The sequence below is a fragment of the Streptomyces sp. NPDC048637 genome, from assembly GCF_040650675.1.
In the GTDB taxonomy this organism is placed as follows: Bacteria; Actinomycetota; Actinomycetes; order Streptomycetales; family Streptomycetaceae; genus Streptomyces.
In genome coordinates this window covers 353,697-377,518 of sequence record NZ_JBEZHQ010000004.1, presented here as the reverse complement: position 1 = coordinate 377,518, position 23,822 = coordinate 353,697, and the positions used below count along the sequence as shown (strand labels likewise).

The following is a 23,822-nucleotide window of genomic DNA, read 5'->3' as shown; positions in this document are numbered from 1 at the left end:
CAATTGAACGATAAACCATTAGGGCGGTTTTCGGCCAACGAGTGGCCACTCTCCCCCATCGCCGGGCAGCCGTCGCCGGAGGGGGAGCCGGGGCACCGGCCGCGATGCGGCGCGGGGCCCGCGAGCCTCCCTCTCCCTCTGCCGGGCGGCCCATAGTTTGTCCGCCTATGAGCCAATTCTTCAGGCCGAAGCGGATGATGGTGGGCCGTCCGCTGGACAGTGCGCGGCTCGGGGAGACGCTGCTGCCGAAGCGACTGGCGCTACCGATCTTCTGCAGTGACCCCCTGTCCTCGGTCGCCTATGCCACCGAGGAAATCCTGCTGGTCGTCGGCCTCGGCGGGATCGCGCTGCTCCATCTGACCTGGTACGCCGCGGCTGCCATCGTGCTCGTGCTGGTCACGGTCGTGGCGTCCTACCGGCAGACCTGTTACGCGTATCCCGGCGGTGGCGGGGCGTACCGCGTCAGCGCGCAGAACCTCGGACGGAACGCGGCGCTCACCGCGGCCAGCGCGCTGCTGGTGGACTATGTGCTGACCGTCGCGGTGTCCGTCGTGTCCGGCGTCGCCGCGATCACCTCCGCGATTCCGTCCCTCGGCGGCCATGACGTGGCGCTGTCCGTCGGGTTCGTGGCACTGCTGGCTGTGATGAATCTGCGCGGGGTACGGGAATCGGGCCGGGTCTTCGCGGTGCCCACCTATGGCTTCGTCTTCTTCATCTACCTGATGTTCGCGTGCGCGGCCGTACGGCTGGCCACCGGCGCGAGCCTCCGCGCCGAGTCCGCGGACCTGCCGCTGCACGCCGTCTCGGACTACACGGGGCTGGCACTGGTCCTGCTGGGGATGCGGGCCTTCGCGTCCGGCTGCACCGCGCTGACCGGTGTCGAGGCGATCAGCAACGGAGTGCCCGCCTTCCGCCGGCCGAAGAGCCGCAATGCCGCCAACACGCTGCTGGTCATGGGCTTCTTCTCGGTCACCATGTTCGGCGGGATTACGGTCCTGGCCATGCTCTGCGACGTGCATGTCGCGGTGCAGCCCACCGAACTCGGGCTGCCGCCGGACACCCCGACCCCCACCGCGCTCGCCCAGATCGCCCGCGCCACCTTCGGCGATCTCGACACGCTCTTCTATCTGCTGCAGGCGTTCACGGCCGGGGTACTGATCCTCGCCGCCAACACCGCCTTCAACGGCTTCCCGATGCTGGCGTCGATCCTCGCCGAGGACGGATTCGTGCCCCGGCAACTGCACAACCGCGGGGACCGGCTGGTCTTCTCGAACGGCATCATCCTGCTCGCGCTGGCCGCGATCGGACTGATCGTCCTGTTCGACGCGGAGCTCACCCGCCTCATCCAGCTCTACATCATCGGCGTCTTCGTCTCCTTCACGCTCTCCCAGACGGGCATGGTCCGGCACTGGCGGACCGTACTCGCCGGACCGGGACTGCCGTCACGGGAGCGGGCCCGGCACCGGCGTTCCCAGGCGATCAACGCGGTCGGCGCGGTGCTCACCGGGGTGGTCCTGATCATCGTCCTGATCACCAAATTCCTGCACGGCGCCTGGATCGTGGTGATCGCCATGCCGCTGCTGTTCCTGGGGATGCGCGGCATCCACCAGCACTACCGGCGCCTCGAACGGGAGTTGGCGGTCGCCCCCGGCGCACGTCCCTGGGAGCCGGCCGGAAACCATGTGCGGGTGCTGGTCAGCTCCCTGCACGCACCCACTCTCAAGGCCCTCGGCTACGCCCGCGCGATGCGTCCCACCTCGCTGGAGGCGCTGACCGTCGCGGTCGATCCCGGCGATGTGCGGGAGCTGCGCGAGCAGTGGGACGCCCATGACATCGCCGTACCGCTCCAGGTGCTCAGCTCGCCCTACCGGGACTTCACCCGGCCGGTGATCGACCACATCCTGGACGTCTGTGCGCGGTATCCGGGCGCTGCCGTCACGGTCGTCATCCCGGAATACGTCGTCGGACGCTGGTGGGAGCAGCCGCTGCACAACCAGAGCGCACTGCGGCTGAAGGCCCGGCTGCTGTTCACGCCGGGCGTGACGGTGGTCAACGTGCCCTACCGGCTCCCGTCCGGGAAGGAGCCGGGGGTGGCCTAAGGGCTGTCCCGTACCCCCTGGCGGGCGCACGACGACAGCTGGCGAGGAGAGGCTGCCAGGGCGCTTCAGCGTCCTGGCAGCCTCTAGATCAATGCGCGCCGACTGCTGCTTTGTGACGGACTACCGGCCGGCGAACGACGTGATGATCTTCGTGAAGATGCCCCAGGCGGTTTTCACGCCTTCCGCGAACCAGTGGCCCGCGGTGGCGTCAGTTCTGCACTTCTCCTGGCCGCTCGACTCCTTGATGAACAGCTGACTGTCAGGATCTTGCTTGAATTGCGAGTACGAGTCGCACGCTGCGCCCTGCATGTGGAAACTCGCGTTCGCGTGGGTGCCGCCAATGACCCAGACGGACGTGACCCTGTCGTTCGCTCCGGAGCCGGCGAAGGTATTGCCCGCCACGTCGTCGAACTTGTAGTCGTTCGCCTTTTCCCACGTGAACCGGCGCAGCGTCACGGTGGCGGAGATCTTGCCTGCCGGCAACATTTCCGTCCTGCACTGCGTGACCGGGAACGAACTGATGGCGCGATGCTCCTTCTTCGGGGTATCGCTGTTGGGATCCGTCATGATCTCGTAGTCGATTGTCGCCCTGGCCGAGTAGCCGCCCCAGTTGCAGACCGTGATTTTGTTCTCGCCCAGTGCGATCGCCGAAGCGTTGCTGGGAATGGGAGGTGCCGCGTCGTCGGCGGTGTGCAGCTTCCACTGCTTGGTGACGTCGTCGCCGACGCATTCACTGAAGCTGACATCCTCGCCCCATTTCACGGCATTCGTGGGAGCCAGGCATTTGTTGCCCGGGCCGCGGATGAGGTAAGCGCCGCCCCCGTCGCTGGCAGGCTGGAGGGTGTAGTTGGTCGCACTGGAACAGTCACCGGCGTCGGAGATGCCCCCGGTGGAACTGTCCGCGTTGACGCATATCCCGGAGGAATCGTGCCGCAGGTGGAAGGACCCGTCGGCGTTGACCAGCATGCTGAACCCGACGTCCGTCGTGTCGCCCCAGGTGCCCGTGTTGCCCGTCGGGGTTCGACCGTCCAGATTGTTGTAGGCGAACACCGGGTTGCAGAGCGACGCCGTCACGACGCACCGTTCCGGCACGTACCGGGCAAAGGCGAGCTGGCCATTGCCCTGGTCCGCGGCCTGCATGAGGACGGTAATCTCGCGCGGCTTCTCATCCGCCTGAGCGGCGCCGGTGGCCAGGGGGGAGACCACGAGCCCCAGTGCGGCGACGAGCACCGCCAATACAGCATTCAGGCGCGCGGTACATCTGCGCCTGAGAAGATGAACGGTCATGGTTGTGACCTGCTTTCGGTAAGAGATCATGCCTTGCTGGCACCCTGTGCGCCTGAAAAGACTGATGAATTCCACGAGGGCGTGGCACTTGGTCAAACCGTCCGCGCTCTATGCGGTCTCCACGGGATGAGCAATTTATGGGCAGGCGCAGTGCCCTGCATCCGCCACATGACCTATTTGTTCGCCCAATGGCGCGGTGACAGGTGGGAGGGGCACCGACCGGATCCTCCCGATGCCCGACCCCCTCGGGGAGGCGGTGCCAGTGACCGCCCGAACGCCTCGTACGCCACCCCGGCCGCCGGCACCACGTCGACCAGCGCCGTCACCATCGGCTCCGGAACGCGCAGCACCATGCCTGACCGCTGCCGCCCTGACCGTTCCTGACCGCTGCCGCCCTGCAGACCTCGCGGCACCGCCCATGGGGGAAGTGGACCTGGGCAGGTCAACGTGCCCGGACAACCCCTCTAGGGGGTGCGTCCAGGTGCCCCCGTACGGGCCGGGGGCCGGCGCGGAACACCCGCGGCCGATGGGCCCCCGGTCGCCGCCGCCCCGCGGGGCTCAGGCCGCCGCCCGGTGCCCCTTCGGCTCCGCGGCCGTGAGCGCGGCCTTGGTGACATCCGCGACCAGCTCCACGACATCGGGCCCGTAAGCCTGCGAGTTGACCACCTTCAGCAGCAGACAGAACTGACCGTCGGTGCCGTGCTTCCGGGCCAGCCGGGCCCGGTTGCGGACGAGATGACGGACCGCGGCCCGGTGGGTGACCGGGCGCTGGCCGGCCGCCAGGAACACCGGACGGTCGCCCTCCCCGGCGGTCAGCCGGGCCAGCAGGACATACTCGACGGCCCCGGGCTCCATCCGGTACGTCGAGCCGCCGACCGTGAAGGTGCCGCGGCCCGCGCCGGACTCGTCGCCGGGGTGCACCGCGAGGCCCGGCAGCAGATTGGCCAGATGGGCCGCCAGCCGCCGGTGCGCGGTCGGGTCGCCGACACAGAACTCGGTACGCGCCCCGAAGCCCTGGAGACCGGTGTCGTGCGGGGCGACCTCGGGGTGCGCACCGCAGTTCTCGATCACCGCGGCCAGCCCCAGCAGCGCCAGCGCATCATGGCGCGGGATGCTCCAGTGGGCCGAGGAGCTGTCCCGGTGGGTGACCAGCACGCACTCCGAACCGCCCGGCAGCCCGAAGAAGCCTTGCTCGCGGGTCAGCTTCCGGCGGGCCACCGCGGATTGCACGGCCCAGCCGGCCGCCAGGCCCACGATCAGGGCCGCGGCCGCCACGGTCAGGAGCAGCACGGTGTCGTCCATGGCCGGGGAGCGTAGCGGCATCCCGGGTGTGCGTTCGAGGGCGGGGCGGGCGGCTGGGACGGCTTGTCCCGGTCCGTACGGGCATACCTGATCCGTACGGAAACGGGCAGCTGATCCCTTCCGTGAACGGGGCATCGGGCCCGAAATGCCCTCTGTCGGCGGGCTGTTGCCGCGAGTAGGCTCCGGGCCCCTGCTGCCCCCCGCGCACCCTCTTGGAGGAAACCCCGGTATGACCAGAGCCCGACGCCTCACCGTCCTGGGAGCAGCCGCCGCGCTGGCCGGCTCCCTGGTGGCGGTCCCGGCCGCCGCCGGATCCGCCGCGCCCGCGCGGCCCGCCCCCGCGGACCGGGGCAGCGCCACCGCCACACCGGAGAAGACTCCGGTCGCCGTCGGCTACGGCGGGGCCGTCTCCAGCGTCGACCCGGATGCCTCGGCCGCCGGTATCTCGGTGCTCAAGAAGGGCGGTAACGCCGTCGACGCCGCGGTCGCCACCGCCGCCGCCCTCGGCGTCACCGAGCCCTACTCCGCGGGCGTCGGTGGCGGCGGCTACTTCGTCTCCTACGACGCCCGGTCCAGGACCATACGCACCCTCGACGGCCGGGAGACCGCCCCACGCTCCGCCGGCAAGGACCTCTTCCTGGAGAACGGCACACCGCTCCCGTTCGACGACGTCGTCACCAGCGGGCTGAGCGTCGGCACCCCGGGCACCCCCGCCACCTGGGACACCGCCCTGCGCAAGTGGGGCAGCCGGTCCCTGCGCCAGGTGCTGCGCCCCGCACAGCGGCTGGCCGCGGGCGGTTTCACGGTCGACGAGACCTTCCGCCAACAGACCGCCGACAACGAGGCGCGCTTCCGCGACTTCCCGGCGACCGCCCGCCTCTACCTGCCCGGCGGCAAGCTCCCGGTGGTCGGCTCGACGATGAAGAACCCCGATCTGGCCCGTACGTACGGGGAGTTGGCGAAGAAGGGCGTCGGTGCGCTCTACGACGGTGCGCTGGGCCAGGACATCGTCCGTACCGTCCGCAAGCCGCCGGTGCGCGCCGGCTCCCCGCGCACGGTACGGCCCGGCGATCTGACCGCGGGCGATCTGCGGGCCTACCGGGTCCGGAGCCAGGCGCCGACCCATACCGGCTACCGCGGGCTCGATGTCTACGGCATGGCGCCGTCCTCCTCCGGCGGCACCAGCATCGCCGAGGCGCTCAACATCCTGGAGAAGAGTGAGGTCTCCCGGCTGAGCGAGAAGCAGTACCTCCACCGCTTCATCGAGGCGGCCCGGATCGCCTTCGCCGACCGCGGCCGCTGGGTCGGCGACCCGGCGCAGGAGGACGTCCCGACCAAGGGCCTGACCGCACAGCGGTTCGCCGATGCCCGCGCCTGCCTCATCCACGACAACAAGGCGCTGACCAGCCCGCTCGCGCCCGGCGACCCGCGCCACCCGCAGCGCTGCGCCGGCGCCGGCAAGGCCACGCCGACGACCTACGAGGGGGAGAACACCACCCATCTGACCGTCGCCGACAAGTGGGGCAACGTCGTCGCCTACACCCTGACCATCGAACAGACCGGCGGCAGCGGCATCGTCGTCCCGCACCGCGGCTTCCTGCTCAACAACGAGCTCACCGACTTCTCCTTCGCGCCCGCCGATCCGGCTGTCCATGACCCCAACCTCCCGGGCCCCGGCAAGCGGCCGCGCTCGTCGATGTCGCCGACGATCGTGCTGCGGCACGGCCGGCCGGTGGTGGCGCTCGGCTCGCCCGGCGGCGCGACCATCATCACCACCGTGCTGCAGACCCTGGTCAACCACCTCGACCGCGGCATGCCGCTGGTCGACGCCATCGCCGCGCCGCGTGCCAGCCAGCGCAACGCGGCGCGGACCGAGCTCGAACCCGGCCTGTGGAACAGCCCGCTCCGCCGGCAACTCGAAGCGATCGGACATGCCTTCAAGGAGAACCCGGAGATCGGCGCGGCGACCGGCGTCCAGCGACTGCCGGACGGCCGCTGGCTGGCCGCGGCCGAAAAGGTACGCCGCGGCGGCGGCTCGGCGAGGGTCGTGCACCGGTCGTAACGCCCGCGGCACAGGAGCTCGATGTCACACCGCCGACACGGACGGACCGCTGTGTGCCGTCCGTGTGTCGTCGATGTTCCGCTCCGCGCGGCGTCGTTGATGGCCATGGCGGTGGCGATTAGCCTCCTGGGACCGTTCGTTCGAATGAGCGGTCCCAGGGAGGGCACGCAGCGTGAGCGTTGACGAGAGCCAGGACAGCGAGACCGGGCAGGTCCCGGCCCGGCACATCGGTGCCACGGCGGGCGAGTTGGAGGGCCTCGCCGAGCAGGCGCGGGCGCTCGCCGAGGGCCGGGTGACCTCGACCGCGCTGGTACGGCGGTCGCTGGAGCGCATCGAGGCGACCCAGGACACCGTCAACGCCTTCCGGCGGGTACGGGCCGGGGCGGCGCTGGCGGAGGCCGCGGAGGCGGACCGCAGACTGGCGGCCGGGGAGCGGCTGCCGCTGCTCGGGGTGCCGGTCGCGGTCAAGGACGACACCGATGTGGCGGGCGAGCCGACCGCGTTCGGCTGCGCCGGAGAATTCCCGCCCAAGGAGCGCGACGCCGAGGTCGTCCGGCGGCTGCGCGCGGCCGGCGCCATCATCGTCGGCAAGACCAACGCCTGCGAACTGGGACAGTGGCCGTTCACCGAGGGCCCGGCCTTCGGCAACACCTGCAACCCGTGGAACCTCGCCCACACCCCGGGCGGCTCGTCCGGCGGTTCGGCCGCCGCGGTCTCGGCCGGGCTGGTCCCCGCCGCCCTCGGCACCGACGGCGCCGGTTCGGTCCGGATCCCCGCCGCCTGGTCCCACCTCGTCGGCATCAAACCCCAGCGCGGCCGCATCTCCACCTGGCCGGACCCCGAGGCCTTCCAGGGGATCACCGGTATCGGACCGCTGGCCCGTACGGTCGAGGACGCGGCGCTGCTGCTGGACGTGGCCAGCGGCAACCACGACGGCGATCTGCACCGGCCGCCCGCCATCGCGGCCCGCGAGGCGGCCGGCCGCGACCCGGGACGGCTGCGGATCGCACTGTCCTGGAAGGCGGCCTTCACCTTCACGCCCAAGCCGCTGCACCCCGACGTCCGGGCCGCGGTGACCGGTGTGGCCCGCACGCTGGCCCGCCTCGGGCACTTCGTCGAGGAGGCGGAGCCGGACTACGGGCTGGTCGGGCTGGCCTTCGTGCCGCGCGCCACGGCCGGGGTGGGGGAGTGGGCGGACCGGGTCCCCGACCGCTCGCTCCTGGACCGCAGGACGCGGGAGGCGGCCCGGATGGGCCGGCTGCTCGGCGGGCCCGTACTGCGCCGGGCGCGCGCCGTCGAGAAGCGCCAACAGCGCCGGATCGGCGCGCTGTTCGGCCCCTACGACGTGCTGCTGACGCCGACCACGGCCACCCCGCCGCCGCGGATCGGCACCCTCGCCAAGCTCAGCGGCTGGCGTACGGATCAGGCCATGATCGCCGCCTGCCCCTACGCCTGGCCGTGGAATGTCCTCGGCTGGCCGGGGGTGAGCGTCCCCGCCGGGTTCAGTACGGACGGCCTGCCGCTGGGCGCCCAGCTGCTCGGCCCGGCCCATGGCGAGCCGCAGCTGATCTCGCTGGCCGCCCAGCTGCAGGACGATCTGCGCTGGCACGAGCGGCGGCCGGCCGGACATCCGGTGCAGCACGAGGGCGTCCGTCCCTGAGCCGCGGGGGCGTCCGTCCCTGAGCCGCGGGGGCGTCCGTTCCTGAGCCGCGGGGGCGTCCGCCCCGAGCCGCAACGGCGTCCGCCCCTGAGTCGCGGGGGCGCGTCTGAGCCGCGGCTGCGGACGGCCCGACGCCGTCAGCCGGGCGCCGAAGGTGCGGCCGGAGCCGGTGGCGGAGGGCTCGCGGCACCGCCCGGCGTGTCCCTCGCGAGGCGTTCCGCGTCCCTTTCCGGCATATGTCCAGCGGGCGAGATTAACAGGCAAACTTATCAGTTTGGCTGTCGATTCTGTGAAGTGCCGGCGGACGCGCCACAGTGGAGATGGTCTTGCCACGGTCCGTGACGGGGCTTACGGTCACCTCCACACGCGTAGATCGCGGCGTAGATCATGCGCGGGCGCAGGCTGACGCATCGACAAAGGAGCAGCTCATGGCCGATGTTGTGCGTGCCGCACTGGTCCAGGCGACCTGGACCGGCGACACCGAATCGATGATCGCGAAGCATGAGGAGTACGCCAGAGCGGCGGCCGCGCAGGGCGCGAAGGTGATCGGCTTCCAGGAAGTCTTCAACGCCCCGTACTTCTGCCAGGTCCAGGAGCCCGAGCACTACCGCTGGGCCGAGCCGGTACCCGACGGCCCGACCGTCCGCAGGATGCAGGACCTGGCCCGCGAGACCGGCATGGTCATCGTCGTCCCCGTCTTCGAGGTCGAACAGTCCGGCTTCTACTACAACACCGCGGCCGTCATCGACGCCGACGGCACGGTCCTGGGCACCTACCGCAAGCACCACATCCCGCAGGTCAAGGGCTTCTGGGAGAAGTACTACTTCAAGCCGGGGAACGCCGGCTGGCCGGTCTTCGACACCGCCGTCGGCAAGATCGGCGTCTATATCTGCTACGACCGCCACTTCCCCGAAGGCTGGCGGCAGTTGGGCCTCAACGGCGCCCAGCTGGTCTACAACCCCTCCGCCACCTCCCGCGGCCTGTCCGCCTACCTCTGGCAGCTGGAGCAGCCCGCGGCCGCGGTCGCCAACGAGTACTTCATCGCGGCGATCAACCGGGTCGGCGTCGAGGAGTACGGCGACAACGACTTCTACGGCACCAGCTACTTCGTCGACCCCCGGGGACAGTTCGTCGGCGACGTCGCCAGCGACTCCAAGGAGGAACTGGTCATCCGGGACCTGGACTTCGCCCTGATCGACGAGGTCCGCCAGCAGTGGGCCTTCTACCGCGACCGCCGCCCCGACGCGTACGACGGGCTGGTGCAGCCATGACCCACGACCCCGCGGGCCTGCACGCCCGCCACCAGGCCGTCCTGCCCTCCTGGCTCAGCCTCTACTACGAGCGGCCCCTCGAACTCACCCACGGCGAGGGCCGCCACGTCTGGGACGCCGAGGGCAACCGCTATCTCGACTTCTTCGGCGGCATCCTCACCACCATGACGGCGCATGCGCTGCCCGAGGTGACCAAGGCCGTCAGCGAACAGGCCGGCCGCATCATCCACACCTCGACGCTCTACCTCTCCCGGCCCATGGTCGACCTGGCGGAGCGGATCGCGGCGCTCTCCGGCATCCCCGACGCCCGGGTCTTCTTCACCACCTCCGGTACGGAGGCCAATGACGCGGCCCTGCTCCTGGCCACCACGTACCGCCGCTCCAACCAGATCCTGGCGATGCGCAACAGCTACCACGGCCGGTCCTTCTCCACCATCGGCATCACCGGCAACCAGAGCTGGTCGCCCACCAGCCTCTCGCCCCTCCAGACGCTGTACGTCCACGGCGGGGTGCGCAGCCGCGGCCCGTACGCCGAGCTGAGCGACGCCGCGTACCTCGCGGCCTGCGTCGCCGACCTGGAGGACATGCTCCAGCAGACCGCGGGCGGGGTCGCCGCGCTCATCGCCGAACCGGTCCAGGGCGTCGGCGGATTCACCATGCCGCCGGACGGTCTGTACGCCGCGTTCCGCGAGGTGCTCGCCCGGCACGGCATCCTCTGGATCAGCGACGAGGTGCAGACCGGCTGGGGCCGTACCGGAGACCACTTCTGGGGCTGGCAGGCGCACGACGGCAACGGCCCGCCCGACATGCTGACCTTCGCCAAGGGCATCGGCAACGGCACGTCCATCGGCGGGGTGGTGGCCCGCGCCGAGGTGATGAACTCGCTCTCCGCGAACTCCATCTCCACCTTCGGCGGCAGCCCGGTCACCATGGCCGCGGGCCTGGCCAACCTCAACTACCTCCTCGAACACGATCTCCAGGGCAACGCCCGGCGGGTCGGCGGCCTGCTCATCGAGCGGCTGCGGGCGGTCGCGGCCGGCCTCGACCTCGTCCGCGAAGTGCGCGGCCGCGGCCTGATGATCGGCATCGAACTGGTCCGCCCCGGCACCGGCGAACGCTCGCCGGAGGCCGCCTCCCTGGTCCTGGAGGCCGCCCGCGAGCGCGGTCTGCTGATCGGCAAGGGCGGCCAGGGCGGCGCCTCGCTGCGGATCGCGCCCCCGATGACGCTGACCGTCGCGGAGGCGGAAGAGGGCGCGGATCTGCTGGCGGACGCACTGCGGACGGCGCAGGGGCGGCTGGCCCCGGCGTAGGGACACAGCCGTGGCCGGGGCGGGGGCTTCGTCGGGCGCGAGGCCCTCGTCCGCCTCCGCGGCCGGGCCCGGCACGCCTCATGCGCTCCCGGCGGTCTCCCGCACCGTGTCGGCCACCAGGGTGAAGAACTGCGTGTGGGCGCGCCGGCTGCACGGGGCCTCCGGGTTCCACGGCAGCAGCCGGGACCGGGCCTCCAGCGCACGCCAGTGGGCGTCGGACCGGAGCTGTTCGGGCCGGGCGGCGTTGGCCCGTACGTCCATCAGCACGATGTCCGGGGCCATCGCCGCGGCCTCCGCCCAGCCGACGGTGGACCAGTTCACCCCGGCCCCCGCGGCCGGCTGCAGCAGCCCCACGCCGTGTTCGGTCAGTGCCCGCAGATCCGGCCAGGAGCTGGGCCGGGCCAGATGCACCCGCTCCGGGCCCGCGGGCGACAGTGCCAGCACCCGCGGCCGTACCGCCCCGCCGGTCGCCTGCCGCAGGGTGTCCTCCGCGGCGTCCAACTCCCTTGCGCGGACGAGGGGTTCGCCCCGGCCGAGCGATCCGGCGAGCGCCGCGAACCGTTCCCGCACCTCGGCCAGGCTCCGGCCGGGGCCCACCGCGACGGTGGCGACCGGGACATGCGCCTCCAGCTCCAGGGCGGTCTTCTGCTCCAGCCCGTAGACCTGCTCGCCGTCATAGGTCACGGCCACCACGAGGTCCGGCTCCGCCTCCAGCAGGGCGTCCGGGTGCAGCGCGCCGCCCGAACCCAGATAGGGAATCTCCGCGAGCGGCAGCTCACCGCCCTTGGCGGGGTCGGGGGCGGCGCCGTCGTGCTGGGACCCGAAGAGCCCCACGGGGCGTATGCCGTGGTCCCACAGCGTCGCCCCCGCCTGTATGTACGCCACGATCCGTAACGGCCGGTCGCCGGCCACCGCCAGGCGCCCCCGGTCGTCGGAGAACTCCCACGGTGTGCTCTGCTCCATGAACCCGCCGCCTTTCCGATTCGTCCGTCAGAATGCCGCGCCGCCCGCGAGGTGCGCCCGCCGGTGTCGGCGGATATCTGCCCATCGCGCCACTCCCGCACCCCTCCCGCGGGTACCGCGCCCACCGTGTCCGTGCCCGGCGTTGAACCGTCCAGCTGATCGTCGGGGCAACACGAATGTCTCCGCTGATTAGCGGTCACGGTATTGCCACCGTGGGTGACATGCTTCTACGGTCTCCTTCTCGACCGTGATCTACGGGTGTAGACCGGTCGTGGCGTGGCGTCAGCGGAGCAGACCTGCCGAGGGGATGGTGCGCGTCGAGCTCCGCCTTCCCGTGCCGCCGATGTCGCTGGTGTGGAAGGGAGCAGGATTGTGAGCCGTACGGTCGTTCAGGGTGGATTGGTGATCACCGCCGCCGATGAGGTCCACGCCGATGTCCTGGTGGAGGACGGCCGGGTCGCCGCCCTCGCGGCGCACGGCAGCCCCACCGCGGACAGCTGGGCCGGAGCGGCGGACCGCGTCATCGACGCCACCGGCAAATACGTCATCCCAGGGGGTGTCGACGCCCACACCCACCTGGACTTCCCCTTCGGCGGAACCTTCTCCTCCGACAACTTCGAGACCGGGACCCGCGCCGCGGCCTGGGGCGGCACCACCACCCTTGTCGACTTCGCGGTCCAGTCCCGTGGCAAGTCGCTCCGCGCCGGCCTGGATGCCTGGCACGCCAAGTCCGACGCCCAGTGCGCCATCGACTACGCGTTCCACATGATCCTCTCGGATGTGAACGAGCACACCCTCAAGGAGATGGACCTCCTGGTGGCGGAGGGCGTCACCTCCTTCAAGCTGTTCACCGCCTACCCCGGCGTCTTCTACAGCGACGACGGGCAGATCCTGCGCGCGATGCAGCAGTCCGCCGACAACGGCGGGCTGATCATGATGCACGCCGAGAACGGCATCGCCATCGACGTCCTCGTCGAGCAGGCGCTGGCCGCGGGCCGGACCGACCCGCGCTACCACGGCGAGGTCCGCCGGGTCCTCCTGGAGGCCGAGGCCACCCACCGCACCATCCAGCTGGCGCGGGTGGCCGGCGCCCCGCTCTATGTCGTCCATGTCTCCGCGGAGGAAGCCCTCGCCGAGATCGCCCAGGCCCGCGACAAGGGGCTGAACGTCTTCGGCGAGACCTGCCCGCAGTATCTGTTCCTGTCCACCGACAACCTCGCCGAGCCGGACTTCGAGGGCGCCAAGTATGTGTGCTCCACGCCGCTGCGGCCGCGTGAGCACCAGGCGGCGCTGTGGCGCGGGCTGCGCACCAACGACCTCCAGGTGGTCTCGACCGACCACTGCCCGTTCTGCTTCCAGGGGCAGAAGGAGCTCGGCCGCGGCGATTTCTCCAAGATCCCCAACGGGATGCCGGGCGTGGAGAACCGGATGGACCTCCTCCACCAAGGGGTCGTGGAGGGCCGGATCAGCCGCCGCCGCTGGATCGAGATCGCCTGCGCCTCCCCGGCCCGGATGTTCGGCCTCTACCCGAAGAAGGGCACCATCGCCCCCGGCTCCGACGCCGACCTCGTCATCTACGACCCCACCGCCGAGCAGACCGTCTCCGCCGAGACCCACCACATGAACGTCGACTACTCGGCGTACGAGGGCAAACAGCTCACCGGGCAGGTCGAAACCGTGCTCTCGCGGGGCGAACTCGTCCTCGACCGGCGGGAGTTCACCGGACGTGCGGGGCACGGCCAGTACATCCCGCGTGGCACATGTCAGTACCTCATTTAAGGAGCGCCGCTGTGGATTTCGGAGTTGTCCTGCAGGCCGACCCGCCCGCTTCCGCCGTTGTGTCCCTGATGCGCCGCGCCGAGCGCAACGGCTTCCGCTACGGCTGGACCTTCGACTCGACCGTCCTGTGGCAGGAACCGTTCGTCATCTACAGCCGCGTTCTGGAACACACCGAGCGTCTGATCGTCGGCCCGATGGTCACCAACCCCACCACCCGCACCCCGGAGGTCACCGCCTCCACTTTCGCCACCCTCAACGAGATGTACGGCAACCGCACTGTCTGCGGCATCGGGCGCGGCGACTCCGCGATGCGGGTGGCCGGGCGCCCGCCCAACACCCTGGCCCGGCTGGGCGAGTCGATCGGCGTCATCCGTGATCTGGCCGAGGGACGGGAGGCGTACGTCGGCGACCATCGGATCAAGATCCCCTGGATCAAGGACGGCAAGCTCCCGGTATGGATGGCCGCCTACGGGCCCAAGGCCCTCGCCATGGCGGGCGAGTTGGCCGACGGTTTCATCCTCCAGCTCGCCGACCCCTTCCTCACCGAATGGATGATCAAGGCCGTACGGAAGGCCGCGGTGGACGCCGGCCGCGACCCGGCCGAGGTGACGATCTGCGTCGCCGCCCCCGCCTACGTGGGCGACGACCTGGACCACGCCCGAGAGCAGTGCCGCTGGTTCGGCGGCATGGTCGGCAACCACGTCGCCGACCTCGTCACACGCTACGGCGAGCACTCCGGCATGGTGCCGGACGAGCTGACCGACTACATCGCGTCACGGGAGAGCTACGACTACGCCCACCACGGCCGGTCGGGCAACCCGGACGCCGGCTTCGTGTCGGACACCGTCATCGACCGCTTCTGTCTGCTCGGCCCGCCCGCCGCGCACATCGAAAAGCTGCGGCAGCTCCAGGCGCTGGGCGTGGACCAGTTCGCGCTCTACGCCATGCACGACGCCAAGGAATCCACCATCGACGCCTACGGAGCAGAGATCCTTCCCGCATTCGCCGACTGAACGGGCCCTGGCCGCAGGCGCGTTGGGATCCCGCTCTCGTCGCGCCCGGCCGCCCGCCGGGCGCGACGACCGTGCCATCCGCCGCGCCGACCGGTGGCCGGCGGCCCGCACCCGGACGAAAGGCCCCGCATGTCCGCGCCCTCCTCACCCGTGCCGCCGGAATTCCCCCTCACACCGACGGGCCAGATCACCGCCCCGGACGGCCGCGTCGAACCGGCACCGGGCGCCATCACCCCGCACGGCCGGTACGTCAACGCCGACCTGCGCCCCGTACCGCTGGCCGAACGCCGCTGGACCACCTACAACTTCGCGGCCCTGTGGGTCGGCATGGCCCACAACATCCCCTCCTGGACGCTCGCCTCCGGCCTGGTCGCGCTCGGCATGGACTGGAAGCAGGCGGTCCTGACCATCGCGCTGGCGAACCTCGTCGTCCTGGTCCCGATGCTGCTCACCGGGCATGCGGGCCCCAAGTACGGCATCCCCTTCCCGGTGCTCGCACGGGCGTCGTTCGGGCTGCGCGGCGCCAATCTGCCCGCGCTGGTGCGCGCCGCCGTGGCCTGCTGCTGGTTCGGCATCCAGACCTGGATCGGCGGCCAGGGCATCTACATCCTGCTGGGCAAGATCTTCGGCGGCGACTGGGCCAAGGCGGCGTCCATCGGCGGCTACCCCTGGACCCTCTGGCTGTGCTTCCTGGTCTTCTGGGTCGTCGAACTCGCCATCATTCTCCGGGGCATGGAGACGCTGCGCCGCTTCGAGAACTGGGCCGCGCCCTTCGTCCTCGTCGGCGCGATGGCGCTGCTCGGATGGATGGCGGCCAAGGCGGGCGGGTTCGGCCCGCTGCTGGACCAGCCGAGCGCACTGGGCTGGGGCGAGGACTTCTGGCCGGTCTTCTTCCCGTCCCTCATGGGGATGATCGGTTTCTGGGCGACTCTGTCCCTGAACATCCCCGACTTCACCCGCTTCGGGGCCGGTCAGCGGGCCCAGGTCTGGGGGCAGTCCCTGGGGCTGCCGACCACGATGACGGCGTTCGCCCTGCTCTCCGTCCTGGTCACCTCGGGCTCACAGGCGGTGTACGGGGCGCCGATCTGGGACCCGGTCGCGCTGGCCGGCAAGACCGACAACGTCTTCGGCCTGCTCTTCGCGCTGGTCACCGTCCTGATCGCGACGATCTCCGTCAATATCGCGGCCAATGTCGTCTCGCCCGCCTACGACCTGGCTCATCTGGCGCCGAATCTCATCAACTTCCGTACGGGCGCGCTGATCACCGGCGTGGTCGGCGTCATCATCCTGCCGTGGAAGCTCACCGCCACCCCCGAGCTGTACATCTTCACCTGGCTCGGTGTGGTCGGCGGACTGCTCGGCACCGTCGCCGGCATCCTCATCGCCGACTACTGGATCATCCGCCGCACCGTCCTCGACCTCGCCGATCTCTACCGCCCCGGCGGCCGCTACTGGTACACGGCCGGCTGGAACTGGCGGGCCGTCCTCGCCTTCGTCATCGGCGGCCTGCTGGCGGTGGGCGGCTCGTACTCCCGGCCCGGCAAGGGCCCTTTTCCCGCCGACGGCCTCCTCCCGTTCCTCAAACCACTGGCCGACTACGGATGGGCGGTGGGCCTGGTGACCGGGCTGAGCCTCTACACGCTGCTCATGGCCAGGGCGATGAGCAGCCGGACGGGCCCCAGGGGTATTGATCACGAGCGTTGTTAACAGCCGTTGAGCCAAGGCGGCTGAAGCGACCGTCCACGTGGCCCCCCTGACCGGCTTGCGCGGCTGCAATGGGGGACTCACTTCCCTTCGGGGGCTACCGGTTGGTGATGATCCACCCAACGCCGCCCGATCCAGCGATGGTTGCGAAGGATACGAGTAACCAAGGAGGAATGCGGTACACGGAGAGACGCACGCTCTTGGTGTGGATCTTGATAATGGGGGTCTGAGGGTCGCTCACGGCTCTCTCCAGTGTTCGGGAACGCCAAATGACGCCCACGTGGGCGGTGTTGATGTCGAAGGCCGTGGACCCGGTTGGCCAGGTCCACCACCGTGGAGTGCCCGATCCGCCGGCCAGGACCGTCGACGAGCGAGGCGAACGGATCACCGGGCGGGAGGAAGTCGTCCACCGTGCGCAGTTCGGGTGAGGCGGTCGCTTCCTCTACAGCCGTTGCTGCCTCTGGCTCCCCCCTGGACACCCCTAAGACGGTAGCCAGGACCGGCAGCCATTCGCGCGGTTTCCGCTTCCACTGAGCCGTGTGCATCGTGAAGGTGCTGGTCACGGGTCTGGCGTGAGTTGTCTTCGGCGTACTCGTGCTGGTCGTGGGCGGCAGTCTGGGGCGTAGATCGTCTGGAAGGTGCGGGTTTTGCGATTTCTCGCCCGCCGTCTCGGGTTGCGCTCGTACGCTCCGGCGCATGGTGGACCCCGAGGTGCATGAGCGGATCACCGCGCGCTGCGCGGAACGGGGGGCACCGAAGCTGCTGGGCTGTTGCGGGAGCAGAAGCTCTTGGTCGGGCCGCTGCGGGAGCAGCGGCCGGCCCCGGTTAATCGGTTGCCGACCTTCGGGAGGGAGTGTCTGATCCCGGCTATGACGACTGTGCTGGGTACGCCGACTGTCGACGGGGTACGCGAGGCCATGGCCGCGCTGCGGGAGTGGCAGTACGACGAAGCGCCGATGCAGTTGCATTCCGGGGACATTGGCTGGAACTACCGGTTCGGAACGGCCGAGACGGCCGCGGTGGTCCGGACCTGGAGTCGGAACGGGCGGATTCTCGCGGTCGGGATGCTCGACTCGCCGACGCTGGTGCGGATGACGGTCGCTCCGGACGCTTTCCAGGATGAGGACTTGGCGCGGCGGCTCGTCGAGGACTTCTCGCTGCCTGAGCGCGGCGTGCTGCCGGAAGGAATGGTGTCCATCGAGGCCCCGCTGGGCCTGCTGCTCCACGACCTGCTGAGCAAGGAGTGCTGGGGCGTCGACGAGCCGTGGACGCCGCTCTTCCGCGACCTCACCGAGCCGGTGGAGGACCCCGGCGTGCGGATCAAGTCGATCGGCCCGGAGCAGGCGCAGGACTTTGCAGACGTCCTGCGGTCGGCGTTCAACACCTCCCGGCCTACGCGCGAGTACTGGCACGCGATGTCGGCGGGACCGTTCTACGCCGACGCCCGCTGCCTGGGCGCCTATGACGACCAGGGCAGCGTGGCGGCGGTGGTGACGGTGTGGTCGGCCGGCCCGGGGAAGCCGGGGCTGGTCGAGCCGATGGGCGTCCACGAGGACCACCGTGGTCGCGGCTACGGCCGGGCGATCACCGTGGCCGGGGCTGCCGCGCTGCGGGAGATGGGCTCGTCGAGCGTACGTGTGTGCACGCCGAGTTCCAATGTCGGCGGCGTCGCCACGTACAAGGCGGCCGGGTTCGAGGTGCGGCCGGAGGTGCGGGACCGGATCCGGACGGCCTGACGCCGGGGCTGCTCGGTAAGGCGGCAGTCTGGGGCGTAGATCGTCTGGCAGGCGCAGGTTTCCGGTTTCTCATCCGCCGTCGCGGGTTGCGCTCGTACGCTCCGGCGCATGGTGGGCCCCGAGGTGCATGAGCGGATCACCGCGCGCTGCGCGGAGCTGGATGAACTCGAAGAGAAGCTGGTCAAGCGTCTGTCCGAGGTGCGGGCCGAGCGGGACGAGCTGGCCGTGGCGGTGCGGGTGTGGCAGCGGATGAGCGAGCAGCTCGCTGACGAGCGGGCAACGGCCGGGTCGCCGGTGGTGCAGGTGGCGGGTCGGACGGTGCGGCTGGTCCCGGACCGGGCATCAGGGGTGGCCGAGTCCGCGCTGCCGGCGGACTACCAGCGCATCCCGGCCGCCGTGCGGCAGGCCGGTGGTCCGGTCGCCACCCGGGCCGTCGGTGAGGTGTTGGGTCTGGACACTGGGGTGCGGGGCAAGCTGGAGCCGCTGCGCGGGAAGTTGACCAAGCTGGCCGATCGCGGCTGGCTGCACAAGCGGGGGTGACGGCATGTTCACCGTGCGCCCCTAATCGCCGGACTCGAAGAGCTGTTGGGCCGACGACGGCCTGCACTACCCAAAGGGGTCGTACAGGCCGTCGTCACGCAGGCCCCCGGATGTGCCAACAGCGTCTGGGCATCCGGGAGGGGCGTCTGCGTTTCGGCGTACGCGCCTACGCGGGGAAGTCCCCTGCCTTTACGCCGGTGACGAACGCTGACCACGCGGCCGGCTCGAACGTCAGGGCCGGTCCGTTGGGGTCCTTGCTGTCCCGGACGGGAACGGTGCTGTGGGCGCCGACATGCGCCGGGGACCACTCCACGCAGTTGCCGCCATCTTGGCTGCTGTAGCTGGACTTGACCCAGGGGTGAGTCAGGGGAGTCACGATGCCTCCATAAGCTTTTGGATCATGCAGGTGGACACGTCACGCGCCAGGGCTGAAGCGGTGAGTACATCGTAAGACCGGGAGAGGTGGCGCACGGTTGACGGCTCATCAATGATCGCGCCCGACCTGATGCCTTCCGTGTAGATCACGGGTTGCCCATCGGCGGTGGTCAGAATCGACATGGATCCGTCCATCAGCCCGTGAGTCCCCGCGGAGAGCGGAAGCACCTGCAAAACGGTGGTGGGCCGGGCACCGTGGTGGAGCAGCGCGGCAAGCTGTTCCCGCATGACCTCCGGGCCCCCGACGTTCCGCCGAAGCACGGACTCACAGATGATGACGGAGAAGTCCGGCGGTGAGCTGCCACTGAGTACGTCCTGGCGGGCCATGCGCTTTTGAACCTTCTTCGCCAGTTCCTCCTCGCTGGCCCGCGGGTCACCCTCCCGGAAGAGTGCGTATGCATAGCCCGCCGTCTGGAGGAGTCCGGGCACGACGGTCGGTGACCACTCAGCAATCGCTATCGCCCGGGGCTCCAGCTTCATTCGCTTTCGGGAGTGCTCCGGAAAGGACTGGGCCATGATCTCTTCGTACAGCCGCTTGAACAGGCCGTCCGTCGAGAAGACCTGATCCAAGAGGGGCGGGAGATCGGCCGGCACCGGCCCCACGCACGTCTCCACACGGCTGATGGTGCTTTTGGACGTGCGGGTCAACCTCGCCAGTTGAGTCTGGCTCAGGGGCCCTTGCGGGCACAGCTCGCGGTGACTCCGGCACTCCTCACCGAATTGCTTGCGCGGGTCGTCTGAGTCCTCTGCGCCCCCTGGTGCGCCCCCGATACGGTCCATAACTCCCCCTGACCATTGACCTGGTCACGTGTGGTCGTCGCGTCATTTACGCCGGTCAACGGCGTACGCACATGCCGGCATGCCCAGTGCCCAGGTTGGGCGCTGAATCTCTCCTCACCGTACCGATTTCTACTCCACTCTTGTCACCAACCAGACGCACAGAGTGAGGGGTTCCGGTGACTGAGCGAACAGGTTCCGCGTCCACCGACGACGTGGCGGACCTGGGAGTGGCGATAGCTGAAGGCGCCCCCGGGCAGTCGACGCCGGACACCGTGACGTTCGCTCCGTGGATTCCGCTTCCCCCCGGTATCCCACGGGGTCCGTATACCCGACCGCACCGTGACCTCCTGAAGCGGCACGCTGCCGGACTGGAGCGGATGTGCGATGAGCGGGAGTGAAAAAGCGCCGGTGGGCCCGGTGTTGATCGGCCCGAAGCTGGAGCCCGTCCCGGTGCAGAGGTGCGATGTGTGTGAACTCTGCTGCCAGGAGCGGGAGGTGGCCCGGCGGGCGGGCCGTTCACTGGAGGTCCGGAGCCTTAACGGCGTCATTGCGGGCCACCCCCATGGAAGGGAGGCAGGGGAGTGATCGGAGCGGAGGCACCACTCGCCTTTTACACGACGCCCAAACAGATCACGACAGGGTCCGTCGTCTTCGACCGGGACGCCGAGATGGTGGCCGTGGTGCGGGACGTGAAGGGCCTGATGGTCGGACTGGAGCGACCCACGGGACTCACCTGGGAAGTGGCCTACGGCCGTCTGCGACCGGCCACGGAGCGCGAAGGGCTGCAGCTCCAGGCCCTGGCGAAGCTCCAGCGGGCACGGATGCGGGGTATGCCGTGAGCTGCACGAAGTGCGCCGACCTGGAACGGGAGTTGGAGGCGGCCGACAAGGCTGGTGACCGGAGCCGGGCCGTGGATTGCCGCGTCCTGCTCCGACGCCACCCGCAGCACGAGCCGGACGCCGACTAACCCCAGACTCCGCCCCCTTGTCGGATGCCCATTCCGGCGTCCCCCGCGTTGTGGAGTACTCCCGGCAGGGGGCGGGCAAGGCCGCGGCGACTGTCCACGGACAGCGGCAGTCGCCCGGGTAAACAATCACCAAGAGAGCACAGGAGGAACCGTGAAGTTCTTGATCCTTTCGAACGACGGTGGCGACAAGTTGCCGGGGGAGCCGTACCCCGGCCCGCATCAGCCTCCGTCCCCCGACGGTGGCCCGGGTCAGCCCAACCCGCCCAAGGACGCCTGACCAGTGACCACCGACGCACACAAGGAGCGCCCCGGCCTGGACGGGCTGGGGCGTGCCCTCATGTCTTCAGGGGCCCTTTCCTCCGACTGGGCTCCCTCGTACGCGGCCGTTCCCCGATCCACCGTGTTGCCGGACCTCATGTGGCCGTTCGACATGGAGGCCGGCCGGAGCGTGGCCGTTTCCAGGGCGGACGATCCCGCCAAGTGGCAGGAGTACGCGGACTCCGACGTACCGATCGTCACCCAGTGGGACGACGGGAAGCACACCGGCACGGAGCCGGGCCACGTCCCGACCAGCTCCGCGTCCATGCCCTCCGTGGTGTTCCGGATGCTCCAGGACCTGGACCTCCGGGCCGGCCACCGGGTGCTGGAGATCGGCACCGCCACCACCTGGAACGCGTTGCTCATGGCCCACCGTGCGGGGCCGGGGTGCGTGACCACGGTGGAGGTGGACCGGGCGGTGGCCACGGCCGCCATGGCGACGGTGGAGAGGCTGGGAATCCCCCTCTGTGTCGTCCACGGCGACGGGTTCCAGGGCTACCTGGAAGGGGCGCCGTATGACCGGGTGATCGCTACGTGTGGGCTCCGGTCCATCCCGTTCGCGTGGGTGGAGCAGTGCCGGCCCGGTGGGGTCATCGTGGCCCCGTGGGGGACGCACTACAGCCACGCCGACGCGGTGGCCCGCCTGGTCGTGGCGCCGGACGGTCAGAGCGCGTCCGGCCCGTTCACCGGCCCCGTGGAGTTCATGAAGCTGCGGTCCCAGCGGTTTGTCCACCGGGCGCATTCCGAGTACGTCGCGGGGAGCGTGGCGGACGGCGACGAATCGTCCACGACGATCACCGAAGCGGAGTTCGTGGGGGAGCAATTCGGCCCGGAACGGTTCGCCATGGGCGTCCGTGTCCCCCGGTGTTCGTACGTCGTGGCGGAGAAATGCGACGGCACACGGCCGGTCTGGTTCTACAGCCTGAGTGACACCTCATGGGCGTGTGTGCAGTTCCGCGACGGGAAGACGGCCCGTGTGTGGCAACAAGGCCCCCGACGGCTCTGGGACCAGGTGGAGAACGCGTTCCGCTGGTGGGTCCAGCGTGGAAAGCCGGATCAGACCCGGTTCGGTCTCACGGTGACGGCCAATGGCGAGCGGGTGTGGTTGGACGACCCGGCCGACTCCTGGGCCCTTTGACCGACGCCCGTCACGCGGCCGTACGCTCGCTACCGCCGGCCGCCGGCCGCCGGCTGGCGGCTGGCGGGTCCTTCGCCGTCAGCCCAGGACCAGCATGGTGGTGAGACCGGGCCGAGGGCTCGTCCCATGAAATTAGGTGAGCCGGCACAGGCCGATGCCGGTGGGGCGCCGGAGGCTGCGGCCTCCAACGGCGTCCGGCCTGGTCGGTCTGTTCGCGACGGCTGCGCGGTGGGGCTCGCTGCCGTCGCGCACACACAACTTCTCTGAGTTCACCGTTGGTTCCCGGCCTGCGGCGACCGCTGACGGTTAGGGCCGGCACCTGTCCGGCAGATCGGGTCGGGGCCGATGGAGGGTGTCCGAATGAGACCCGCTAGGGCACCCGGCCCAGCCACTCGGGCGAGCTGAACTTGCCCGCCGCCAGGTCCTGCGCCCGCGCCAGCTCCGCGTCCGAGACCACGCCGTCCGAGCCGCCGTAGCGTGCCCGGAACGACGCGATCATCCGCTCGATGACCTCGGCGCGGGGCAGCCCGGTCTGCCGTCGCAGCGGATCCACCCGCTTCCTGGCGCTGGCGATGCCCTTGTCCGACAGCTTCTCCTTGCCGATCCGCAGCACCTCGGTCATTTTGCCGGCGTCGATGTCGTACGACATGGTCACGTGGTGCAGCACCGCGCCGGCGCCCGAGGCGAGCCGCTTCTGCGCCGCCCCCGCGATCTTCCCGGCGTCCGTCGCGATGTCGTTGAGCGGCTTGTACCAGGCCTTGATGCCCATGTCGCCCAGCGCCGCCAGCACCCAGTCGTCCAGATACGCATAGCTCTCGGCGAAGGACAGCCCCTGCACCAGGGACTGCGGCACACTCAGCGAATACGTGATGGTGTTGCCCGGCTCCACGAACATCGCGCCACCGCCGCTGATCCGCCGGACGACGGTGACCCCGTGCCGCTCGGCGCCCCGCTCGTCGACCTCGTTGCGCAGCGACTGGAAGCTGCCGATGATCACCGCAGGCCGGTCCCACTCCCAGACCCGGAGTGTCGGGGGCCGCCGCCCCGCTGCCACCTCGCCCGTCAGCACCTCGTCCAACGCCATGTGCAGCGCCGGGGGTTGCGGGCCCGCATGGATGATCTGCCAGTCGAAGTCGGTCCACTCGGCGGCCTCCGCGACCGCCCGCCGGACCGCGATGCCCACCGCCTCGCTGCTGACCCCGAACAGTGCGGCACCGGCGGGCAGCGCCGCATCGATCCGCGCCGCCAGGTCCCGGGCCCCGGTGTCCGCCGGTGCACCCTCCAACGCGCCGTTGATGGCCTCCAGCGCCTCGTCCGGCTCCAGGAAGAAGTCCCCGGCGACCCGGACCCCGCGCAGCACCCCGCCCACCACATCGAGATCGACCACCACGAGCTTGCCGCCCGGCACCTTGTACTCACCGTGATGCCTGCCCTGCACGCCGCTCCTCCCTCCCTCGG

The 23,822-nt window shown here is 70.3% G+C and carries 20 protein-coding genes; 14 read left to right on the top strand and 6 right to left on the bottom strand.

Annotated features, from left to right (window positions below):
- The first annotated feature begins 167 nt into the window (after positions 1-167).
- Complete coding sequence (locus AB0C46_RS09055; RefSeq protein WP_362826919.1) at positions 168-2,099, top strand: APC family permease; 1,932 nt, start codon at positions 168-170, stop codon at positions 2,097-2,099.
- A gap of 120 nt (positions 2,100-2,219) precedes the next feature.
- On the opposite strand, the gene AB0C46_RS09050 is transcribed toward AB0C46_RS09055, so the two are convergent.
- A complete protein-coding gene (locus tag AB0C46_RS09050) occupies positions 2,220-3,416 on the bottom strand; it encodes a hypothetical protein (protein WP_362826917.1) in 1,197 nt (398 codons plus the stop codon).
- A 528-nt stretch (positions 3,417-3,944) separates the two neighbouring features.
- On the bottom strand, positions 3,945-4,688 hold the full coding sequence (locus AB0C46_RS09045; protein WP_362826915.1) for a hypothetical protein: 744 nt from the start codon (positions 4,686-4,688) through the stop codon (positions 3,945-3,947).
- Positions 4,689-4,917: 229 nt separating this feature from the next.
- Between AB0C46_RS09045 and ggt the strand changes: the two genes are divergently transcribed.
- The 4 genes from ggt to AB0C46_RS09025 all read left to right on the top strand — a co-directional run bounded on the left by ggt (position 4,918) and on the right by AB0C46_RS09025 (position 10,991).
- Positions 4,918-6,750, top strand: coding sequence for a gamma-glutamyltransferase (ggt, locus tag AB0C46_RS09040; protein ID WP_362826913.1), 1,833 nt, complete (start codon positions 4,918-4,920; stop codon positions 6,748-6,750).
- Between the two features lie 172 nt (positions 6,751-6,922).
- Positions 6,923-8,410 carry an amidase gene (locus AB0C46_RS09035; protein ID WP_362826911.1) on the top strand — a complete coding sequence of 496 codons (1,488 nt, stop codon included), beginning with the start codon at positions 6,923-6,925 and terminating at the stop codon, positions 8,408-8,410.
- 428 nt (positions 8,411-8,838) lie between these two features.
- Positions 8,839-9,681, top strand: coding sequence for a nitrilase-related carbon-nitrogen hydrolase (locus AB0C46_RS09030; RefSeq protein WP_362826910.1), 843 nt, complete (start codon positions 8,839-8,841; stop codon positions 9,679-9,681).
- Positions 9,678-10,991: an aspartate aminotransferase family protein gene (locus AB0C46_RS09025; RefSeq protein WP_362826909.1), complete on the top strand. Its 1,314-nt coding sequence runs from the start codon at positions 9,678-9,680 to the stop codon at positions 10,989-10,991. Before AB0C46_RS09030 ends, AB0C46_RS09025 begins: the two co-directional genes overlap by 4 nt.
- Before the next feature lie 78 nt (positions 10,992-11,069).
- On the opposite strand, the gene AB0C46_RS09020 is transcribed toward AB0C46_RS09025, so the two are convergent.
- Positions 11,070-11,954 (bottom strand): ABC transporter substrate-binding protein, encoded by an 885-nt coding sequence (locus AB0C46_RS09020; RefSeq protein ID WP_362826907.1) that lies wholly within the window; start codon positions 11,952-11,954, stop codon positions 11,070-11,072.
- Positions 11,955-12,326: 372 nt separating this feature from the next.
- Between AB0C46_RS09020 and hydA the strand changes: the two genes are divergently transcribed.
- The 6 genes from hydA (at position 12,327) to AB0C46_RS08990 (ending at position 18,726) form a co-directional block, all read left to right on the top strand.
- Positions 12,327-13,733, top strand: coding sequence for a dihydropyrimidinase (hydA, locus tag AB0C46_RS09015; RefSeq protein WP_362826906.1), 1,407 nt, complete (start codon positions 12,327-12,329; stop codon positions 13,731-13,733).
- Between the two features lie 11 nt (positions 13,734-13,744).
- Positions 13,745-14,746, top strand: a complete 1,002-nt coding sequence (locus AB0C46_RS09010; protein ID WP_362826904.1) for a TIGR03842 family LLM class F420-dependent oxidoreductase — start codon at positions 13,745-13,747, stop codon at positions 14,744-14,746.
- A gap of 129 nt (positions 14,747-14,875) precedes the next feature.
- Positions 14,876-16,453: an NCS1 family nucleobase:cation symporter-1 gene (locus tag AB0C46_RS09005; protein ID WP_362826902.1), complete on the top strand. Its 1,578-nt coding sequence runs from the start codon at positions 14,876-14,878 to the stop codon at positions 16,451-16,453.
- 266 nt (positions 16,454-16,719) lie between these two features.
- Positions 16,720-16,878, top strand: a complete 159-nt coding sequence (locus tag AB0C46_RS09000) for a hypothetical protein (protein ID WP_362826900.1) — start codon at positions 16,720-16,722, stop codon at positions 16,876-16,878.
- 441 nt (positions 16,879-17,319) lie between these two features.
- Positions 17,320-18,186, top strand: a complete 867-nt coding sequence (locus tag AB0C46_RS08995; protein ID WP_362826899.1) for a GNAT family N-acetyltransferase — start codon at positions 17,320-17,322, stop codon at positions 18,184-18,186.
- A gap of 108 nt (positions 18,187-18,294) precedes the next feature.
- A complete protein-coding gene (locus AB0C46_RS08990; RefSeq protein WP_362826897.1) occupies positions 18,295-18,726 on the top strand; it encodes a hypothetical protein in 432 nt (143 codons plus the stop codon).
- A gap of 166 nt (positions 18,727-18,892) precedes the next feature.
- Here AB0C46_RS08990 and AB0C46_RS08985 read toward each other — a convergent pair whose 3' ends face one another.
- Positions 18,893-19,102 (bottom strand): DUF397 domain-containing protein, encoded by a 210-nt coding sequence (locus tag AB0C46_RS08985; RefSeq protein WP_362826895.1) that lies wholly within the window; start codon positions 19,100-19,102, stop codon positions 18,893-18,895.
- Complete coding sequence (locus tag AB0C46_RS08980; protein WP_362826894.1) at positions 19,099-19,809, bottom strand: DUF5753 domain-containing protein; 711 nt, start codon at positions 19,807-19,809, stop codon at positions 19,099-19,101. The genes AB0C46_RS08985 and AB0C46_RS08980 overlap by 4 nt, the downstream gene beginning before the upstream one ends.
- A 713-nt stretch (positions 19,810-20,522) precedes the next feature.
- On the opposite strand from AB0C46_RS08980, the gene AB0C46_RS08975 reads away from it, so the two are divergent.
- The 3 genes from AB0C46_RS08975 to AB0C46_RS08965 all read left to right on the top strand — a co-directional run bounded on the left by AB0C46_RS08975 (position 20,523) and on the right by AB0C46_RS08965 (position 22,364).
- Positions 20,523-20,780, top strand: coding sequence for a hypothetical protein (locus AB0C46_RS08975; RefSeq protein ID WP_362826893.1), 258 nt, complete (start codon positions 20,523-20,525; stop codon positions 20,778-20,780).
- Entirely contained in the window at positions 20,777-20,908 is a 132-nt protein-coding gene (locus tag AB0C46_RS08970) for a hypothetical protein (RefSeq protein WP_362826891.1), read from the top strand. Before AB0C46_RS08975 ends, AB0C46_RS08970 begins: the two co-directional genes overlap by 4 nt.
- Positions 20,909-21,188: 280 nt before the next feature.
- Positions 21,189-22,364, top strand: a complete 1,176-nt coding sequence (locus AB0C46_RS08965; protein WP_362826890.1) for a protein-L-isoaspartate(D-aspartate) O-methyltransferase — start codon at positions 21,189-21,191, stop codon at positions 22,362-22,364.
- Positions 22,365-22,734: 370 nt separating this feature from the next.
- Here AB0C46_RS08965 and AB0C46_RS08960 read toward each other — a convergent pair whose 3' ends face one another.
- Complete coding sequence (locus AB0C46_RS08960; RefSeq protein WP_362826888.1) at positions 22,735-23,802, bottom strand: biotin/lipoate A/B protein ligase family protein; 1,068 nt, start codon at positions 23,800-23,802, stop codon at positions 22,735-22,737.
- Positions 23,803-23,822: the final 20 nt, after the last annotated feature.

What these genes read in the sequence shown, in the direction of transcription:
- AB0C46_RS09005 (WP_362826902.1), top strand. Translation starts at nt 14,876, where the DNA reads ATGTCCGCGCCCTCCTCACCCGTGCCGCCGGAATTCCCCCTCACACCG.
- AB0C46_RS08995 (WP_362826899.1), top strand. Translation starts at nt 17,320, where the DNA reads ATGACGACTGTGCTGGGTACGCCGACTGTCGACGGGGTACGCGAGGCC.
- AB0C46_RS09055 (WP_362826919.1), top strand. Translation starts at nt 168, where the DNA reads ATGAGCCAATTCTTCAGGCCGAAGCGGATGATGGTGGGCCGTCCGCTG.
- AB0C46_RS09025 (WP_362826909.1), top strand. Translation starts at nt 9,678, where the DNA reads ATGACCCACGACCCCGCGGGCCTGCACGCCCGCCACCAGGCCGTCCTG.
- AB0C46_RS09045 (WP_362826915.1), bottom strand. Translation starts at nt 4,688, where the DNA reads ATGGACGACACCGTGCTGCTCCTGACCGTGGCGGCCGCGGCCCTGATC.
- AB0C46_RS09000 (WP_362826900.1), top strand. Translation starts at nt 16,720, where the DNA reads ATGACGCCCACGTGGGCGGTGTTGATGTCGAAGGCCGTGGACCCGGTT.
- AB0C46_RS09030 (WP_362826910.1), top strand. Translation starts at nt 8,839, where the DNA reads ATGGCCGATGTTGTGCGTGCCGCACTGGTCCAGGCGACCTGGACCGGC.
- AB0C46_RS08990 (WP_362826897.1), top strand. Translation starts at nt 18,295, where the DNA reads ATGGTGGGCCCCGAGGTGCATGAGCGGATCACCGCGCGCTGCGCGGAG.
- ggt (WP_362826913.1), top strand. Translation starts at nt 4,918, where the DNA reads ATGACCAGAGCCCGACGCCTCACCGTCCTGGGAGCAGCCGCCGCGCTG.
- AB0C46_RS09050 (WP_362826917.1), bottom strand. Translation starts at nt 3,416, where the DNA reads ATGATCTCTTACCGAAAGCAGGTCACAACCATGACCGTTCATCTTCTC.
- AB0C46_RS09020 (WP_362826907.1), bottom strand. Translation starts at nt 11,954, where the DNA reads ATGGAGCAGAGCACACCGTGGGAGTTCTCCGACGACCGGGGGCGCCTG.